The organism is Nocardia sp. A7, assembly GCF_046549215.1.
GTDB lineage: Bacteria > Actinomycetota > Actinomycetes > Mycobacteriales > Mycobacteriaceae > Nocardia.
Genome location: NZ_JAJPWE010000001.1, coordinates 2,063,576 through 2,081,162 on the forward strand (window position 1 = coordinate 2,063,576; position 17,587 = coordinate 2,081,162).

Below are 17,587 nucleotides of genomic sequence, written 5' to 3' on the forward strand. Positions count from 1 at the left end.
CTTCGCGGCAGGCGCCCGACAACTTCCGGCGCCTAGTCGATGCGACCCATCAACCGATCTGTCTCGCGCCGTTCACGTTTCGTGGGTCGACCGGCACCACGCTCGCGCTGCGGCAGCGTCGCGAGGACTTCCTTCGGCGGCGGTGGTGGGCTGCGGTCGATCAGGCACTGAGCAGCGACCGGCGGGCCGACACGCTTGTGAATGATCCGCTCAACGATCACGATGCGCTCGAGGCCCGCGTGGCGGACCCTGATCTCGTCACCCGGGCGGATGGTCAGCGCCGGTTTCGCGGTCACCCCATTGACGCGCACATGCCCGGCGCGACAGGCTACTGCCGCGGCCGAGCGTGTTTTGAACAGGCGCACCGCCCAGATCCACGCGTCTACGCGGGCCTGGGTGTCGGAGTGCTGGGGGGTCACCCCTTAGACGATACGGCGAGCCGTGACGACGTCGTCGGCGGAGAGATGGGTGTAGGACACCGGGGTGCCCGACTGCACAGCGTTGAGGAGCTGACCGTTGCCCGCGTAGATACCGACGTGGCCGCCACCGTTGGTGATGACGATGTCACCGGCCTGCAGGTTGTCGAACGAGACCGGAGCGCCGACGTGCGACTGCTCGAAGCTGGTGCGCGGCAGTTCGACACCGGCCTGGCGGTAGGCCCACTGCACGAGACCGGAGCAGTCGAAGCTCTGCGGTCCGGCGGCACCCCAGTTGTACTGGGCGCCCAGCTTGCCACGGGCGGCGTCGAGGGCGATGTTGCCCGCGGACTGCTGCTGCTGCTGCTGCTGGAACGGGTTCTCGAAATGCACGCTCGGGAGCTGCGGTGCGGCCTGGCCCTGGGGGGCGACCATCGACTGCAGCTGCTTCTCCATCTGCTGCGCCGGCTGCTCGAGCTCAGGCGGCAGATCGAAGTTACCGAGGCCGGGGATGTTGATCGTGGCAGCCTGCGAAATCGCGGGCATCGCACCGGTTGTAGCGGCCACCGCGCCCATGACGAGGGCGCCCTTGACGGAATTCGGCAGTCGAGAATCCCGCTGCAAGCTGTGTTTACCCACCGAGACGAGTCTCCGATCTTGCTACTCTCCCGCCGCGTCGTCGCGAATCGCTCTGGCGATCATGACTATTCGACGGTAACCCAGCGGCGCCGCTTCTCTGACGAACCGACAGACTCCACTAAGTCACGAGAAGATTACGGCCTGTGATGAGCGCTGTCCAGCGAAGCACGCAAGTTGTTTTCCATCGACGGGAAATGCCCAGAACAGAGGCCACGGCACGGCGTGTCGGCGCGAGTAACGATCTCATCGCCACTGCGGCGTGGTGCGTTACCGATCGCGTCGGTCGCGCAGCGCGCGCTCGAGTTCGTCGATACGGGTGCGGGCGTCGGCCAGGTCGACCTCGAGCCTGCCGAGCATGATCACCAACGGTCCGATCGCCAGGTCGGCGAGCGCCTCCGGGGGCAGTTCGCCATAGCCTCCCTCGGCGGTCGCCTCGAGCGTCGCCAGCAGGCTGCGCCGGACCGAGTCGGCCAGATGCGCCCCCGGCGGCAGCGGCCATGCGGCGACCATTTCGGCAACGGATATCGGTTGCTCGGACATCGCCCTCCATCTCGGATTCACAGACAGTCTCGTGTTCGCTAGCAGTATCTAGGACACAGCCCAGAGTTACCGAGATTCTCCCGTGCGGACGCGCTACGGTTATCCGGCATGGACCCCGTGCGCAATCCGTATGCACCCGGCGCCGGCCAGCGTCCGCCCGAATTGGCCGGGCGCGACAAACAACTCGCGGCGTTCGACATCGTGCTCGAGCGCATCGCCCGCGGCCGCCCGGAACGCAGCGTGATGCTCACCGGCCTGCGCGGCGTCGGAAAGACCGTGCTGCTCAATCAGCTTCGCTCCGCCGCCATCTCGCGCGGCTGGGGCACCGGCAAGATCGAGGCCAGGCCCGATCAGGATCTGCGCAGGCCACTGTCCTCGGCACTGCACATGGCGGTGCGCGGGATCGCGATGAACGCCCGCAATTCCGAGCAGGTCGACGATTTCCTCGGCATCCTCAAGGCCTTCGCCCTGCGCGCCACCGCGGACAAGGGCATGCGCGAACGCTGGCAGCCCGGCATCGACGTACCCGCGGTGACCGGCCGTGCCGATTCCGGCGATATCGAGATCGACCTGATCGAGCTGTTCAAAGAGGCCGCGGCCCTCGCCTCCGACATCGGTGTCGGCATCGCCGTCTTCATCGACGAGATGCAAGACCTCGGGCCCGCCGACGTGTCCGCGATCTGCGGCGCCTGCCATGAGCTGAGCCAGGACGGTGCCCCGCTGATCGTCGTCGGGGCGGGTCTACCGCATCTGCCCGCGGTGCTCTCGGCCTCGAAAAGCTATTCAGAGCGACTGTTCAGCTATCACCGCATCGATCGGCTCGATCGGCAGGCGGCCGACCTCGCCCTGATCGCGCCCGCCGAACGCGAGGAGGTGAAGTTCACCGAGACCGCGCTCGACTCGCTCTACCAAAGAGCTGATGGCTACCCGTATTTCGTGCAGGCCTATGGCAAAGCGGCCTGGGATCAGGCGCCCGACAGTCCGATCACCGCCGAGGATGTGGCGGTGGCTTCCCCCGCCGCGGAAGAGGAACTGGCGGTCGGTTTCTTCGGCTCCCGCTACGAGCGCGCGACCCCCGCCGAGCGCGAGTACATGCGCGCCATGGCCGACCTGGCAGGCGACGATGCACCGGTCGCGACCTCGGCGGTGGCCGCCGAGCTCGGCCGAAAGCCCGCGTCGGTGTCCCCCGCGCGGGACGGCCTGATCAAGAAGGGCCTCATCTACTCGGCGGAGCGCGGCACGATCGGCTTCACCGTCCCCCACTTCGGCCGCCATCTCCGAAGCGTATGACTTTCTCGCGCTTTCTAGAACTACCCCTAGAAAGCCGAAGAGAGACCTGAAGAACCGTCCCTCGATGGCCGTCTACAGATTTCTAGTGATGATGCTAGAGAGCCAAAGATCTTTATGAGTAACGGTGCGAGCCTGCCCGGGATCAGTTGCGCATCGGGTGCATAACGCGAGGGTTGAGCGGCTAACGCGCTGGAAACCTTCTCCGAAAAGCCCAGCAGGAACGCGCCGTCAGGTGCGTCCCGCCGGACCGGAGGAGGCCGCTGTGTCGAAGACCTTCCCTTTCACCGACAGCGACGGTCGCCGCTGCACCGTGGTCGCCGATGACGGTGTACCGATCGCGGTCCGCAGCTTCGGCGCCACCGACGCCGCCCTGACCGTCGTGTTCGTCCACGGTCACTGCCTGCACACCGAATCCTGGTCGTTCCTGCGCGAACAGCTGCTGCGGGACTGGCACGCCGACACCAGGATGGTCTTCTACGACCACCGCGGCCACGGCGAATCCGGACACGCCCACCACGCCACCTACACGATCGACCAGCTCGCCACCGATCTCGACGCGGTGCTGCGCGCGGTCACGCCGAGCGGGCCGGTGGTGCTGGTCGGCCACTCGATGGGCGCGATGGTGGTACTGGCCTACGCCCGCCTGTATCCGGCGGCGATCGGTACGCGGATCGCCGGGATCGGCCTGATCGCCGGCGCCGCGAGCGGTATCGCCGAAGTCGGACTCGGCAGGCTGCTCAACCGGCACGCGGTGGCCTCGCTGCAACGCGCCGTCGTGCACGCACCCCGGGTGATGCAGGCGTCGAAGCGGCTGTCCCGCTGGATCTTCGGGCCGTTGATTCGCGAGGCGAGCGCGGGTACCCGGCGGGTGAATCCGCGGGTGGCGGCCATCGCCACCGCGGTGCTCAACGAGACGGCACTGCTCACCATGTCGGGCTTCCTGAGCTCGCTCCTCGACTTCGACGAGGCGCACACCCTCCCCCACTTCGGCGATCTACCTGCCCTCGTCCTCGCGGGTTCGGCCGACCTCATGATGCCGTTCGCGCACTCGGTGGTGCTGGCCTCGCAGCTGGCGGGCGCCGAGTTGGTGCGGATCGAGGGCGCGGGTCACAGCGTCATCCTCGAGCACGCGGAGGAGGTGGCGCAGTCGATCATCGCGCTGGTCGACCGGGCGAGCATCGGCGTCAGCGCCCGCTACGCCGTCGCGGGATAGGCCGAACAGTTATCTGATGGCAATCCTTGTGATCCCCCACAACATCGGGCGTAAACCGAAAAGTTCCGTTATTGTGGTGGAGATCACGTTGTGTGGTGAGTCACACGACTCGGTGCAGCGCGGCCCGGGACTTTTCGGGCGTACCCGTGATCCGGCGAGTCGGTATGCCCGCCATATACCCAGGAGGTAACGATGACACGCAGCGATATCGCGGAACTGCGCTACGCGGTCGGCCAACTCCGGCAATCGATCGGCGCACTGCGCTCCAACTACGGCGACGCGGCCACCATCCGTCGCCTGGAGAACGACTTGGAGCGGCTCGTCATCGACGCCGAGGATTTCGAGCAGGAGCCACCACCGGAACTGGCCGTTCCGCGCAGGTCGGATCCGATCTACGTCCCCGACAGCAAGTCCGATGAAGCGGCCTGGATGGGTGCGCAGGACGAGGGGCTGGGGTTCCACTCCCGCCCGCGTACGAAGTAGAGCTTGATCACCGGCGCGACGGCCCTGCTGACAGGGTCGTCGCGCCGACCTCGGTACAGCCCGATCCGAACTCGAGCCCGATCCGAACTCTCGAGCCGATCCGAACTCAAGCCCGGTGTCGACCGAGCCTGCGTGTACGCGACCCATGAAACCGCGCCCCACGCGGCACTTCGACCGGCTCAGCCACCTCGGCGGATTCGAACAGCGCCGCGATCCCGTGGTCGTGACCGAGGGCGATGGCCTCCAGTCCGTAGCGCCCGCCGGTGCGGCCGAGTTCGTGCAGCATCGTCGTCATGATTCGCAGCCCCGTGGCGCCCACCGGGTGTCCGAGGGCGATGTCCGAGCCGTTCACGTTGAGGCGGTCGAGTGGGTCGAGTTCCCATTCGGTGGCCAGCGCGAGGACCTCCACCGCGTAGCCCTCGTTGAGTTCGAGCAAGTCGATCTCATCCAATGAACACCCGGTTCGGCCGAGCAGTTTCGACACCGCGGGCGCCGCTCCGAGACCGGGGCCCTCGTTGTCGCAGCCGGCCGCGGCCCACCCCGCGAGGAAGGCCATCGGGGTCAAACCCAGCTCACCGAGCCGATCCTCGGCCACGACCAGGCACGCCGACGCCCCGAGCCGATGCGTACTCATGTTTCCTACCGTCACCACGCCGTCTGCGAGCAGCGGACGCAGGCCGGCCAGCGTGTGCGTCGACAAGTCATCGCGAACACCCTCGTCGCGGGTGATCTGGTGATCGCCGTACCCGGCCGCCACCCCGACCACCTCGGCCGCGAACGCACCCTGCCGCCAGGCGCGGGCCGCCTTGCGATGGCTGGCCACCGCGAACTCGTCGGCGGCGGTGCGGTCGATCCCGTAGTAGTGCGCCAACCGTTCGGCGTTGTGTAATCCGGCGGTCCCACCGGGCAGCCCGGCCGCGGTCGACGCGCATTCCACCCCGCCCGCGACCACCACATCCGCGGCGCCGGTCTGCACCATCATCGCCGCGGTGATCACCGCCTGCAGGCCGCTGCCGCCGTGTTTGTCGGTCACGAAACCGGGGACCGCGAAGGGTAATCCGGCGCCGCGGGCGGCGAGCGAACCCACCGCGGGTACGTCGGAGAGGCCACCGTCGATACAGGCCATGGCCACGTCGTCGATGCGTAGCGGGTCGATCCCGGAGCGTTCGAGCACAGCCGATAACACCGTGGTCGCCAGCCATTCGGCGGGCATACCCGACAGCGCACCGCCCTCGACGCCACTGGGCGTGCGAACGGGTGCCACGATCGCGGCTCGTCTCATTGCGCGTCACGCTCCTCTCCCCGGCGGGGAATACCTGCACAGGGCACCACAGGTTTGTTGCACGGGCATGACCGCCTGCCACGGACGTCACGGCTGTGATCGAGATCACCGCCATGCACGGCGACCGAGTGCGTGAGACCCACCGCGAGCGGCGCGAACACAGGCGTATGGTGCTCCACATCACAAGCCATCGCGGTGGGGAATGATCACTGCCGCAGACCCGAAGATCAGCGAGGCATCCACCGTGAGTGCCGCACCGACCGCCTCCCCCGCATCGCACTCGGCGGGGACCGGCGTCTTCAGCAGAACGCGTGCCCGTATTTCCGCGCGCACCCTCCGCACCGACCGCTGGTGGCTACCACCACTGTTCACCGCGCTCGGGCTCGCCGCGTTCATCATCTACGCGACGATCAGATCCTTTGCGCGGACGGCCTATTGGGTGCCCGAGTTCCACTATCTGACCCCGTTCTATTCGCCGTGTCTGAGCGACTCGTGCGCACCGGGGTCGGCGCACTTCGGTACCCCCTTCCCCGAGCTGCCGATCTGGATCCCGCTGGGTTTCGTGGTGCTGCCGTTCCTGCTCGGCTTCCGACTGACCTGCTACTACTACCGCAAGGCCTACTACCGCTCGGTGTGGTTCTCCCCGCCCGCCTGCGCGGTGGCCGAGCCGCACGCGCGCTACACCGGCGAGTCGCGGCTGCCGTTGATCATCCAGAACGCGCACCGCTACTTCTTCTACGTGGCGCTGGTGGTCTCGCTGGTCAACACCTACGACGCGATCACCGCATTCCATGGCAGCGGTGGCGGTTTCGGTTTCGGTTTCGGCAATATCGTGCTGCTGATCAACGTGATCCTGCTGTGGGCCTACACCCTGTCGTGTCACTCGTGCAGGCACATCGCGGGCGGACGGCTCAAGAACTTCTCCGCCCACCCGGTGCGGTACTGGTACTGGACCCAGATCTCCAAGCTCAACACCCGCCACATGGCGCTGGCCTGGACCACTCTCGGCACCCTCGTGCTCACCGACTTCTACGTGATGTTGGTTGCGAGCGAAACCATTTCGGACCTGCGGTTCGTCAACTGACCCGCGACAACGCGAGGAGCTTGAATTTCAATGCCAGACGTGGAACGGCACGACTACGACGTCGTGGTGATCGGGGCGGGCGGTGCGGGCCTGCGAGCCGTGATCGAGGCCCGCGAACAGGGGCTTTCGGTGGCGGTGGTGTGTAAGTCGTTGTTCGGCAAGGCACATACCGTGATGGCCGAGGGCGGTTGCGCGGCCTCGATGGGCAATGCCAACGAGAAGGACAACTGGCAGACGCACTTCAAGGACACCATGCGTGGCGGCAAGTTCCTCAACAACTGGCGCATGGCCGAACTGCATGCCCAGGAGGCCGCCGATCGGGTGTGGGAGCTGGAAACCTATGGGGCGCTGTTCGATCGGACCCCCGATGGCCGGATCAGCCAGCGCAACTTCGGTGGCCACACCTATCCTCGCCTCGCGCACGTCGGCGATCGGACCGGCCTGGAGCTGATCCGCACGATGCAGCAGAAGATCGTCTCGCTGCAGCAGGAGGACTACGCCGAAACCGGCGACTACGAGGCCAGGATCAAGGTCTTCGCCGAGTGCACGATCACCGAATTGCTCACCGACGGGGGCGCGATCGCCGGCGCTTTCGGGTATTGGCGTGAATCCGGCGGCTTCGTCCTGTTCAATGCGCCTGCCGTGGTGTTGGCCACCGGCGGAATCGGCAAGTCCTACACGGTGACATCCAATTCCTGGGAGTACACCGGCGACGGCCACGCGCTGGCGCTTCGCTCCGGCGCGACGCTGATCAATATGGAGTTCCTGCAGTTCCACCCCACCGGCATGGTCTGGCCACCGAGTGTGAAGGGCATCCTCGTCACCGAGGGTGTGCGCGGCGACGGCGGCGTGCTGAAGAACTCCGAGGGCAAGCGGTTCATGTTCGATTACATCCCGCCGGTGTTCAAGGGTCAGTACGCCGAGACCGAGGAAGAAGCCGATCAGTGGTTGCGCGACAACGATTCCGCGCGCCGCACCCCTGACCTGCTCCCCCGTGACGAAGTGGCCAGGGCGATCAACGAGGAGGTGAAGGCTGGCCGCGGCACCGAACACGGCGGCGTCTACCTCGACATCGCCTCCCGCATGCCCGCCGACGAGATCGTGCGCAGGCTGCCGTCGATGCACCATCAGTTCAAGGAACTGGCCGATGTCGACATCACCGCCGAGCCGATGGAAGTCGGGCCGACCTGTCACTACGTGATGGGCGGAATCGAGGTGGAGCCCGATACCGGCGCGGCGTCGGTGCCCGGATTGTTCGCCGCCGGTGAGTGTTCCGGCGGTATGCACGGTTCGAACCGGCTCGGCGGCAACTCGCTGTCGGACCTGCTGGTGTTCGGCCGCAGGGCCGGGCTCGGCGCTTCGGCGTATGTCCAGCAGCTCACCGCCAAGCCGACGCCGGCCGAGACCGATATCGAGGACGCGGTGAAAACCGCACTGGCACCCTTCGATTCGACCACCGACGGTTCGGGCGAGAACCCCTACACCCTGCACTCCGAACTCCAGCAGACGATGAACGACCTGGTCGGCATCATCCGCAAGGAGCACGAGGTACGCGCGGCGATCGACAAGCTGAACGAGCTGCGCGCCCGCTACGCCAACGTGACCGTGGAGGGCAAACGCCCGTTCAACCCCGGCTGGCACCTGGCTCTCGACCTGGCCAACATGTTGCTGGTCAGCGAATGTGTCGCGCAGGCAGCGCTGTTGCGGACCGAGAGCCGCGGCGGCCACACCCGCGACGATCACCCCGGCATGAATCCGGACTGGCGCAACAAGTTGCTGGTATGTGCGGCTGTCGCCGGTTCGCGCGCGCAGATCCCGGATGTCACCGTGACCCCCGCCGATCAGACGCCGATGCGCGAGGACCTACTCGCTCTGTTCGAACTGAGCGAGCTCGAGAAGTACTTCACCGAGCAAGAATTGGCTGCGCACCCGACAGCCGAGGGAAAGGCGTAACCATGGGATACGACGCCCGGTTCCGGGTCTGGCGCGGCGACATCGACGGCGGCAGTCTCGCCGATTACACGGTGGCGGTGAACGAGGGCGAAGTGGTGCTCGACATCATCCACCGCCTGCAGGCCACCCAGACACCCGACCTCGCGGTGCGCTGGAATTGCAAAGCGGGCAAGTGCGGTTCGTGTTCGGCGGAGGTGAACGGGCGCCCGAGGTTGCTGTGCATGACGCGGATGTCGACGTTCACGCCGGACGAGGTCATCACCGTCACCCCGATGCGGACCTTCCCGATCATCAAGGATCTCGTCACCGATGTCTCGTTCAACTACGAGAAAGCAAGGGAGATCCCGTCATTCACGCCACCCGCCGGTCTCGCGCCGGGTGATTACCGGATGAAGCAGATCGACGTGGAGCGCTCGCAGGAGTTCCGCAAGTGCATCGAGTGCTTCCTTTGCCAGGACACCTGTCATGTGGTGCGTGATCACGAGGAGAACAAGACCGCTTTCGCGGGCCCGCGCTACCTGATGCGCATCGCCGAGTTGGAGATGCACCCCCTTGACACGCGCGATCGGCGCGAAATGGCCCAGGAGGAAGCAGGTTTGAGCTACTGCAATATCACCAAGTGCTGCACCGATGTGTGCCCCGAGCACATCAAGATCACCGACAACGCGCTGATTCCACTGAAGGAACGAGTGGTGGATCGCAAATATGACCCGATTGTCTGGCTCGGCAATAAAATTTTCCGTCGATAGGAACTGTTGACGCTGCGGGGCCCGAAACCCCCGCAGCGTCGGCTGCCTACAAGACAGCCACAGTCCCCATAGCGACAGATCCGACCAGTACTCCGATGAACAGCGCCGACAGCAAAGAACCGGTGAGAACGAAGATCCCGACCGCCGATACCGCGAACAGCAGTATGACGATCAGGCGTTCCACCGCGTCTTCAGGCGCTAGCCTCCGGTACCGGGGTGGCATCTTCTTCAACCCTCGGTCCATATACCCGGGTTACCCCAGCGGGCCCCGCACCAAACCTCGGCCTATGCCGAATATCTATCGTTCTGTGATCTGGCGTGATCAAGGACGATCGAACTCACCGTCGTGCACGCCCGCGGTGAAGGCGGTCCATTCACTCGGGGTGAAGATCAATACCGGACCGTCGGGATTCTTGCTGTCGCGCAGGGCAACGTACCCCTGCGCCAGCATGGCGACCTCCACGCTGCCGTCGTCGGCACCCGCGCGCTGCCAGGTGGCACCGGTGGTGTCGATGTCGCGCTTGGTGTTCACGCGAACGTGCCGGTGTCGATGCCGCGGGTGAAGGCGTCCCAGCTCGCGCCGTCGAAGACCAACGTCGGACCGGCGGGGTTCTTGCTGTCGCGCACGCCGACGTGTCCGCCGAACAGAAAAGCAACTTCGACGCAATCCTTGCCCGCACCACTTCGAGTGCTCTTGAACCAGTGGGCGTCGACGAGATCGAAACTCATGCCACATACTCCTTCGCGACCTGCCATAGCAGGTGTCTACTCGGTTGGATATCCAGCGCATGGCGCTGGAGGCATTCATGAGCCCGGTCGTACCTTCGAACATCCGCGCGTCGTTCCAGGTAGAGGTCGCCGGTAAAGCCTTCGGCGTACACCACCGGCGGTTCGACCGGTTGCCCTTTACTGTCGGTGCCGAACTCGAGAACCGTGAAAGGTCCGGTGGAGACTCCGAGCGGAACACCGGCGGCAAACGGCAGGATGCGCAATGCCACATTACTTCGGGTACTCGCATCGGCGAGGTATCGCAACTGCGCAGCCATCACCTTTGCATCACCGACGACGCTGCGCAACACCGATTCGTGCAGAACCACGTCGATCTCGGCGGGCGAATGCGTGCGGGTGATCAAGGCTTGGCGTTGCAGCCGCAGCGCGACTCGCCGATCGAGCTCGTCGACCGAATCCTGAGGAAAGCCCAGATGATTCAGTGCCCGTGCGTATTCCGCGATTTGTAGCAAACCGGGAACCAGCTCGGACTGATAGGCGCGCAACCGATGCGCCGAAGCCTCCAAACCCACATAGATATCGAAATTCTCAGGTATCAGATCGCCGTAGGCGTGCCACCAGCTCTTGACAGCGGCCTGTTGCGCGAGTCCGGTGAAGCCTTCGGCGAGATCGTCGGGAATGCCGTAGATCCGACACAGTTCGTGGATGTCGATGGTACGAATGCGGTCGGCCTGCCCCTTTTCCAGTCGCTGGAGCGTGCTGGCGCCCCACTCCATCAGCCGGGCCGCCTCGGCGATGGTGAGCCCGGCTTGGGTGCGCCAATCGCGCAGATAGCGGCCGAGTTGGCGACGCGGCAGGGTCGAGGAGACACCCGCCTGCCCGTCTGTGCCGTTCGATGCGTTCGTTGCCACAGCCCCACTCCTTCTGTGTCGCATACCCGCCACCCGCGCCGAGCCCCGCTGCGAGGGTGGATTTCGTCCACTGTGGGGAATCCTGCACTCCCCCTTGGATGTTGTGCTGGGAATTCGAGGGAAATCTCGACGAACGGGCGTGTACTCACCGTTAGCCGGGCATTAGCGTGCTGTGCTGTTCCCATGCAATTGAGCGAAGTGAACATGCGCATCGCCACAGCACTGCTGAGTTGCTCCACCGATCCGGGCCCGATGGAGCCCGAACAAGCCCATGCCGCAATGCAATTGCACCTCGACTGCACCGTCGAGGAGTGTCGGGTGCGCAGGCGGGCGCGCAACACCCTCGTCGAAGCGGGCCGCTGCGTGTTGGACGCGCGCGCGACGCGTTAGTGGTGGCGGTGGTCGGTGATCGGGTCGCGCGGGCCGAACTTCGGTTTGCGCGCCTGCCCGCTCAACCCAAGCAGTCGCACCGCGCGGTAGCGGTGGGGTTGTAGCGGTCGCAGGTACTCGACCATCGCGTCGTCATCGATCGGGTGGCCGAGCAGGCTCCAGCCGACCACGGCGGCGAGGTGGTAGTCACCGACCGAGAGGGCATCGGCGTCGCCGAAGGCGCGTTGCGCTGTCTCGGCCACCGTCCATACGCCGATGCCGGGCAGGCTGCGTAGACGTCGCGCGGCCTCGATCGGGTCGAGCGCTGCCGTGCGTTCGATCGAGTCGGCGACCCTGGCCGCGCGCACGATGGTCTGCGCGCGCTGCGGGCCGACATTGGCTCGGTGGTACTTCCACGACGGGATCAGTCGCCAGGTATCGGCATCCGGCGCCACCATCAGACCGGTCGGCGCTGGGCCGGGGGCCTTTGTGCCGAACTCCCGGACCAGCGTGCGCCAAGCCGCGAACGAGGACTGCGTATGCACTTTCTGTTCGAGGACGGCGGGGATCAGCGACTCCATCACCCGGCCGGTTCGCAACATGCGCAGACCGGGGACCGTGCGGTGGGCTTCGATGAGCTTGGGGTGCTCGGGGGCGAAGTCGTCGAGGTTCTCCTCGAGGCAGAGCATGCTCTCGAGGTCGGCCAGGAATTCCTCGGCGCCGGGGCCCCAGGCGCGGGCGGTGGCGCCGTCGCGGCCGTCCTGGGTGAGGCGATAGGTGACCACGCCGGTGGGCATTCGCGAGGCGTGCCAGTGGGCGCCGTCGGGGGTGACGTGGTGGCAGGGGTCGCCGACGCCCCGGCGCAGGGGTGAGACGGTGATGCCGACGTCGAAGGGTCTGCTCGACCGGACGGTCCTGGACAGACCGGCCACGGCCAGGTCAGGGTCCAGGGTCTGATCGCGCATTCGTCCATTGTGCGCCTGTGATCGGCGACAACCCACAGCGCGGGGGACCGCGTTCCGCGGCCGTCAGGAGGCTGGGGTTCGGTCGAGCAGGTACCTGGCCAGGTGCAAGCCGGGAGTGTGGGCGAGCTGCGCGGCCTGGGTTCGGCAGGAGAAGCCGTCTGCCAGGAAGATCGTATTCGGTGGGACGTTCCGTAGGGCCGGGAGCAGGGCGTTTTCCGCTACCGCGACCGAGACTTCGTAGTGGCCTTTCTGCATGCCGAAGTTGCCTGCCAGGCCGCAGCAACCCGCGAGTTCCTGGACTGTGACGCCCATCGCGGTGAGGATTCGGCGTTCGGCCTCGAAGCCGCCCACGGCGTGCTGGTGGCAGTGGGGTTGGACGATCACCGTGTCCTGCGGGCGCCGGGGTGGTTGCCAGTCGGGGTGCTCGAGCAGGAATTCGGCCAGGGTGCGGACCGCGGCCGCTACCGGTTTCGCGCGGGGATCGTCGGGGAGTAGTTCGGGGAGGTCGGCGCGCAGGGTGGCGGTGCAGGAGGGTTCGAGGCCGATGATCAGACCGCCCGACGCAACGTGCTCGGACAGTGCGTCGAGGGTGGCGCGTAGGCGGGTGCGGGCGCCGTCGAGCTGGCCGGTGCTGATCCAGGTGAGGCCGCAGCAGACCCGAGCTTTCGGGATGCTGACCCGATAACCCAGTTGTTCGATCAGTTGTTGTGCGGCTAGGGCATTTTCAGGGTCGAACGTGTCGGTGAAGGAGTCGATCCACAGCATCACTTCACCTGTGTCGGGATCGCCGGCTGTTGCCGGTTCGTCGGCCGACCTGGTCTCGACAGGCGCGTGGACTCCGTTGCGGCCCAGCATGGTCACTGGCTCCTCGGCACGTTCAGTGACGCCGAGGTCGGCCCAGATCCGGCGCAGCGGTTTCGGGGCGAGCCGCGGTGCCGCGCGCCTCGGGTCGATTCCGGCCAGTCGCATGCCGGTTCGACGGAGGCGGGGACGGGCGGCCACCGCGTTGGCCAGGCGGGGGAAGTGTTGGGCGATCGCCAGCCAGCGTGGAAGTTGACCCAGGACATAGTGATCCAGCGGGCGGAGGCGGCCTTCGTAGCGGCGGTACAGCGCCTCGGATTTGTAGGTGGCCATGTCGACACCGGCGGGGCAGTCGGCGGCGCAGGCTTTGCAGGACAGGCAGAGGTCGAGGGATTCCTCGACTGCTGGTGCACGCCAGTCCAGTTCACCGCGGACGACTTCCTGCAGGACTCTGGCGCGGGCGCGCGTGGTGTCCTTCTCGTCGGCGGTGGCCAGGTAGGAGGGGCACATGAAGCCGCCCGCCGCGTGCGTGTCCGCGCGGCACTTGCCGATTCCTACACATCTGTGCACAGCTGTGGATAAATCGCCGGAGTCTGTGGACAGCGCGAAGCCACGCGAGGGGAGCGGCGCGAGACCGGCGACGCGCAGGTCGGCGTCGACGGAGTTCGGGGCGACGAGGACGCCGGGGTTGAGGACGTCGTCGGGATCGAACAGGGTCTTGAAGCCGGCGAAGGCCGCACGGGCGGCCAGTGAGTACATGACTTCGAGGAGTTCGGATCTCGCGCGACCGTCGCCGTGTTCGCCGGAGAGCGAGCCGCCGTGGCGGACAACGAGTTCGGCGGCTTCGAAGAGGAAGGCGCGGAATCGTTGGGGCGCGTCGGTGATCGGGAAGTCAAGGCGGACGTGGATGCAGCCGTCGCCGATGTGGCCGTAGAGCAGGCCTTTTACGTCGTATTCGGCGGTGAGCGAAGCGAATTCGCGGAGATAGGTGCCGAGATTCTCGGGCGGTACAGCGGCATCCTCCCAACCGGGCCACGCTGGGTTCCCGTCCGGAGTTCGTCCCGCCAGCCCGGCGCCGTCAGCTCGGATTCGCCAGAGTGCCGCTGTGGCAATCGGATCGGTGACGATCCGGTGGTCATCGGCATTGCTCGTCGCACACAGCTGTCGGGCCACGGCCAGTGCCTCGGCTCGGTTGGCTCCCGCGGTTTCGACGAAGAGCCATCCGCGACCTCGCGGCAACTCGGGCACCGTCCCCCTGTGCGCGCGGACCACATCGACCAATCCCGCATCGATGCCCTCCACCGCGATCGGCGCGCATCCAGTAACAGCTGCGATGTCGTCTGCGGCCGAAGCGATGTCGGGGTAGCCGAGCACCGTGAGCACAGTCGCGGCAGGCACCGGCGTGAGCGCGACCTCTGCTTCCACGAGTAGTCCACAGGTGCCTTCGGAACCCACGAACGCTTTCGCCACCGATGAACCATGCTCCGGCAGTAGGTGTTCCAGACCGTAGCCGGAGGCCTGCCGATCGAAGCGACCGAGTTCGGTGCGCAGGACGGCCAGATTGGCGGCGGTGAATCCCGCCAGGCCGGGAACCGAGGTCAGGTCGGCGCCGAGGGTTCGCCGCTCCCCCGTGCCGTCGATAACGCGCAGCTCACGGACGGTATCGGCGGTGCGCCCCCAGGCCAACGCGTGCGGTCCGCACGCATTGTTGCCGATCATCCCGCCGAGCGTGCAGCGGTCCTGCGTCGACGGATCCGGCCCGAACCGCAGCCCATCCGCCCGCAGCCTGCGTTGCAGCGCCGACAGCACCACCCCCGGCTGCACGGTCGCCGTACGCGCCTCGACATCGACCGCGCGCACCGCGTTCATGTGCCTGCTGAAATCCAGCACGATGCCCGGGCCGATGGCATTGCCCGCGACCGAGGTGCCGGCGCCGCGCGCGGTGACCGACAGCCCGTTCTCGCGCGCGAAGTTCACCACGGCGGCGACGTCGTCCTCGGTGCGGGGAAACACCACCATGGCGGGCCGGACGCGGTAGTTGGAGGCATCGGAGGAGTACTCGACGCGCCTGCGCACCGACGCGTCGACCGGGCAGTCGACCCGCGGGCGTAGTGCGTCCGCCAGCAGTTCAGCGCTCCGGTCGTCGTCCACGACGACCAGCCTATTCGCGGCGCCGGGCAGATCAGGGCCACGGAAAGGATTTGCGGTCAACCTTTGTTGAGGTTCTAGTGTCAGTGGGCAGGAGTTCAATGGGTGGGGAGCCTCGAGGAGAGTGGCAGTGAGTATCGAATCAGTGGCATACAGCCAGATGTACCGGCAGGCGAACGCGCCGCAGGAGCAGCGCCCGTTCAGCATGGTGACGGCGCGGCGGATCCTGCGGTTCGCGCAACATCACCGGCGGCGGATCAGCGGGTTCCTGCTGCTCAGCGTGCTCGCGGCCGTGCTCGGCGTGGCTACGCCGGTGCTGGCGGGGCGCGTGGTCAACGGGATCGTCGACGGTTCACCGCCGCGTACCGTGGTGCTGCTCGCGCTCGCCATCGCGGGTCTGGCCATCCTCGACGCCGCCCTCGGCATCGCTATCCGGTGGCTGTCGGCCCGGATCGGGGAGGGCCTGATCCTCGACCTGCGTACCGCCGTGTTCGACCACGTGCAGAAGATGCCCGTCGCGTTCTTCACCCGAACCCGCACCGGCGCGCTGGTGAGCAGGCTCAACAGCGATGTGATCGGTGCGCAGCGGGCGTTCAGCGACACCCTCTCCGGCGTGGTCACCAACCTGGTCACGCTGCTGCTCACGCTCGCCGTGATGCTCAGCATCTCCTGGCAGATCACCCTGCTGGCGCTGGTCCTGCTGCCCGTGTTCGTCATCCCGGCCCGGCACGCAGGCAACAAACTCGCCGCCATGCAGCGCGAAGCCGCCCAGCTCAATGCCGCCATGAGCACCCAGATGACCGAGCGCTTCTCCGCGCCGGGCGCCACCCTGGTGAAGCTGTTCGGCAGGCCGAAGCAGGAGTCGTCGGAGTTCGCGGTGCGCGCCACCCGCGTGCGTGACATCGGCGTGCGTACCGCCATGCTGCAGACCACCTTCGTCACCTCGCTCACCCTGGTCTCCGCGCTCGCGCTCGCCTTGGTCTACGGCCTCGGCGGCTGGTACGCGCTGAAGGGCAGCCTCGACGCGGGCTCGGTCGTCGCGCTCTCGCTGCTGCTCACCCGGCTGTACACCCCGCTCACCGCGCTGGCCAGTGCCCGCCTGGAGATCATGTCGGCGCTGGTGAGTTTCGAGCGCGTCTTCGAGGTGCTGGATCTGAAGCCGCTGATCGAGGACGCCCCGCACGCCACCCCGGTGCCCGACGGCCCCGTCGCGGTGGAACTGGACGCGGTGAACTTCGGCTACCCGTCGGCCGACAAGGTCTCGCTCGCTTCGCTGGAAGATGTGGCGACCCTGGACAGCCGCGGCGGGGTCGAGGTGCTGCACGAAGTGTCGTTGCGCGCCGAACCCGGGCAGCTCATCGCGCTCGTCGGTTCGTCCGGCGCGGGCAAATCGACTATCGCCCAACTGGTTTCACGGCTCTACGATGTCGACTCCGGCGCGGTCCGGCTCAACGGTGCCGACGTGCGCGACCTGACCACCGAATCCATTCAGCACACGGTCGGCCTGGTCACCCAGGACGGCCACCTGTTCCACGACACCATCCGCGCGAACCTCCTGCTGGCCCGCCCGGAAGCCACCGAAGCGCAGCTGTGGGACGCCCTCGATCGCGCCCGTCTCCGCGACCTGGTCGACTCGCTCTCCGACGGCCTGGAGACCGTGGTCGGCGAGCGCGGTTACCGCCTCTCCGGCGGTGAACGCCAACGCCTCACCATCGCCCGCCTGCTGCTCAAGCAACCACGGGTGGTCATCCTCGACGAGGCAACCGCCTCCCTCGACTCCACCTCGGAGGCAGCCGTCCAAGCAGCCCTCGCCGAAGCACTCACCGGACGCACCGCGCTGGTCATCGCCCACCGCCTGTCCACCATCCGCGCCGCCGACCAGATCCTGGTCCTCGAGGACGGCCGCATCATCGAACGCGGCACCCACGCCACCCTCCTCAACGCGGACGGCCGCTACGCCGAGCTCTACCGAACCCAGTTCGCCGACGACCCGGTAGCACCGGCCATCGCCTGAT

17 protein-coding genes are annotated in these 17,587 nt (G+C 66.7%); 8 read left to right on the forward strand and 9 right to left on the reverse strand.

From position 1 onward, the window contains the following. Positions 1-32: 32 nt before the first annotated feature. The 3 genes from ACLJPD_RS09370 to ACLJPD_RS09380 form a co-directional block, all read right to left on the reverse strand. On the reverse strand, positions 33-419 hold the full coding sequence (locus ACLJPD_RS09370; RefSeq protein WP_410871470.1) for an RNA-binding S4 domain-containing protein: 387 nt from the start codon (positions 417-419) through the stop codon (positions 33-35). Between the two features lie 3 nt (positions 420-422). Beyond that, positions 423-992 carry a C40 family peptidase gene (locus tag ACLJPD_RS09375; RefSeq protein WP_410871980.1) on the reverse strand — a complete coding sequence of 190 codons (570 nt, stop codon included), beginning with the start codon at positions 990-992 and terminating at the stop codon, positions 423-425. A 330-nt stretch (positions 993-1,322) separates the two neighbouring features. Further along, a complete protein-coding gene (locus tag ACLJPD_RS09380) occupies positions 1,323-1,595 on the reverse strand; it encodes a hypothetical protein (RefSeq protein ID WP_410871471.1) in 273 nt (90 codons plus the stop codon). Between the two features lie 108 nt (positions 1,596-1,703). Between ACLJPD_RS09380 and ACLJPD_RS09385 the strand changes: the two genes are divergently transcribed. The 3 genes from ACLJPD_RS09385 to ACLJPD_RS09395 all read left to right on the forward strand — a co-directional run bounded on the left by ACLJPD_RS09385 (position 1,704) and on the right by ACLJPD_RS09395 (position 4,581). Next, a complete protein-coding gene (locus tag ACLJPD_RS09385) occupies positions 1,704-2,885 on the forward strand; it encodes an AAA family ATPase (protein ID WP_410871473.1) in 1,182 nt (393 codons plus the stop codon). Positions 2,886-3,147: 262 nt separating this feature from the next. Then, positions 3,148-4,098 (forward strand): alpha/beta fold hydrolase, encoded by a 951-nt coding sequence (locus ACLJPD_RS09390; RefSeq protein ID WP_410871474.1) that lies wholly within the window; start codon positions 3,148-3,150, stop codon positions 4,096-4,098. A 192-nt stretch (positions 4,099-4,290) separates the two neighbouring features. Continuing rightward, positions 4,291-4,581 carry a hypothetical protein gene (locus ACLJPD_RS09395; RefSeq protein WP_410871476.1) on the forward strand — a complete coding sequence of 97 codons (291 nt, stop codon included), beginning with the start codon at positions 4,291-4,293 and terminating at the stop codon, positions 4,579-4,581. A 106-nt stretch (positions 4,582-4,687) separates the two neighbouring features. Here ACLJPD_RS09395 and ACLJPD_RS09400 read toward each other — a convergent pair whose 3' ends face one another. Further along, positions 4,688-5,863 carry an acetyl-CoA acetyltransferase gene (locus ACLJPD_RS09400; protein ID WP_410871478.1) on the reverse strand — a complete coding sequence of 392 codons (1,176 nt, stop codon included), beginning with the start codon at positions 5,861-5,863 and terminating at the stop codon, positions 4,688-4,690. Positions 5,864-6,107: 244 nt separating this feature from the next. Between ACLJPD_RS09400 and ACLJPD_RS09405 the strand changes: the two genes are divergently transcribed. Genes ACLJPD_RS09405 through ACLJPD_RS09415 form a run of 3 tightly spaced genes read left to right on the forward strand, consistent with a single transcriptional unit; the run spans position 6,108 to position 9,649 of the window. After that, positions 6,108-6,947 carry a hypothetical protein gene (locus ACLJPD_RS09405; protein ID WP_410871981.1) on the forward strand — a complete coding sequence of 280 codons (840 nt, stop codon included), beginning with the start codon at positions 6,108-6,110 and terminating at the stop codon, positions 6,945-6,947. A 30-nt stretch (positions 6,948-6,977) separates the two neighbouring features. Continuing rightward, on the forward strand, positions 6,978-8,900 hold the full coding sequence (locus ACLJPD_RS09410) for a fumarate reductase/succinate dehydrogenase flavoprotein subunit (protein ID WP_410871480.1): 1,923 nt from the start codon (positions 6,978-6,980) through the stop codon (positions 8,898-8,900). Positions 8,901-8,902: 2 nt separating this feature from the next. Continuing rightward, positions 8,903-9,649: a succinate dehydrogenase/fumarate reductase iron-sulfur subunit gene (locus ACLJPD_RS09415; RefSeq protein WP_410871482.1), complete on the forward strand. Its 747-nt coding sequence runs from the start codon at positions 8,903-8,905 to the stop codon at positions 9,647-9,649. A gap of 322 nt (positions 9,650-9,971) precedes the next feature. On the opposite strand, the gene ACLJPD_RS09420 is transcribed toward ACLJPD_RS09415, so the two are convergent. Genes ACLJPD_RS09420 through ACLJPD_RS09430 form a run of 3 tightly spaced genes read right to left on the reverse strand, consistent with a single transcriptional unit; the run spans position 9,972 to position 11,313 of the window. After that, positions 9,972-10,181 carry a DUF397 domain-containing protein gene (locus ACLJPD_RS09420; RefSeq protein ID WP_410871484.1) on the reverse strand — a complete coding sequence of 70 codons (210 nt, stop codon included), beginning with the start codon at positions 10,179-10,181 and terminating at the stop codon, positions 9,972-9,974. Next, positions 10,178-10,378, reverse strand: a complete 201-nt coding sequence (locus tag ACLJPD_RS09425; protein WP_410871486.1) for a DUF397 domain-containing protein — start codon at positions 10,376-10,378, stop codon at positions 10,178-10,180. The genes ACLJPD_RS09420 and ACLJPD_RS09425 overlap by 4 nt, the downstream gene beginning before the upstream one ends. Then, a complete protein-coding gene (locus tag ACLJPD_RS09430) occupies positions 10,375-11,313 on the reverse strand; it encodes a helix-turn-helix domain-containing protein (protein WP_410871982.1) in 939 nt (312 codons plus the stop codon). The genes ACLJPD_RS09425 and ACLJPD_RS09430 overlap by 4 nt, the downstream gene beginning before the upstream one ends. Positions 11,314-11,472: 159 nt before the next feature. Between ACLJPD_RS09430 and ACLJPD_RS09435 the strand changes: the two genes are divergently transcribed. After that, entirely contained in the window at positions 11,473-11,679 is a 207-nt protein-coding gene (locus tag ACLJPD_RS09435; protein ID WP_410871487.1) for a hypothetical protein, read from the forward strand. Here the strand turns inward: ACLJPD_RS09435 and ACLJPD_RS09440 are convergent. Both ACLJPD_RS09440 and ACLJPD_RS09445 read right to left on the reverse strand, forming a co-directional pair. Beyond that, entirely contained in the window at positions 11,676-12,623 is a 948-nt protein-coding gene (locus tag ACLJPD_RS09440; protein WP_410871488.1) for a DNA-3-methyladenine glycosylase family protein, read from the reverse strand. The genes ACLJPD_RS09435 and ACLJPD_RS09440 overlap by 4 nt on opposite strands. A gap of 63 nt (positions 12,624-12,686) precedes the next feature. Then, a complete protein-coding gene (locus tag ACLJPD_RS09445; RefSeq protein WP_410871489.1) occupies positions 12,687-15,575 on the reverse strand; it encodes an FAD-binding and (Fe-S)-binding domain-containing protein in 2,889 nt (962 codons plus the stop codon). 127 nt (positions 15,576-15,702) lie between these two features. On the opposite strand from ACLJPD_RS09445, the gene ACLJPD_RS09450 reads away from it, so the two are divergent. Beyond that, positions 15,703-17,586, forward strand: coding sequence for an ABC transporter ATP-binding protein (locus ACLJPD_RS09450; RefSeq protein WP_410871490.1), 1,884 nt, complete (start codon positions 15,703-15,705; stop codon positions 17,584-17,586). Position 17,587: the final 1 nt, after the last annotated feature.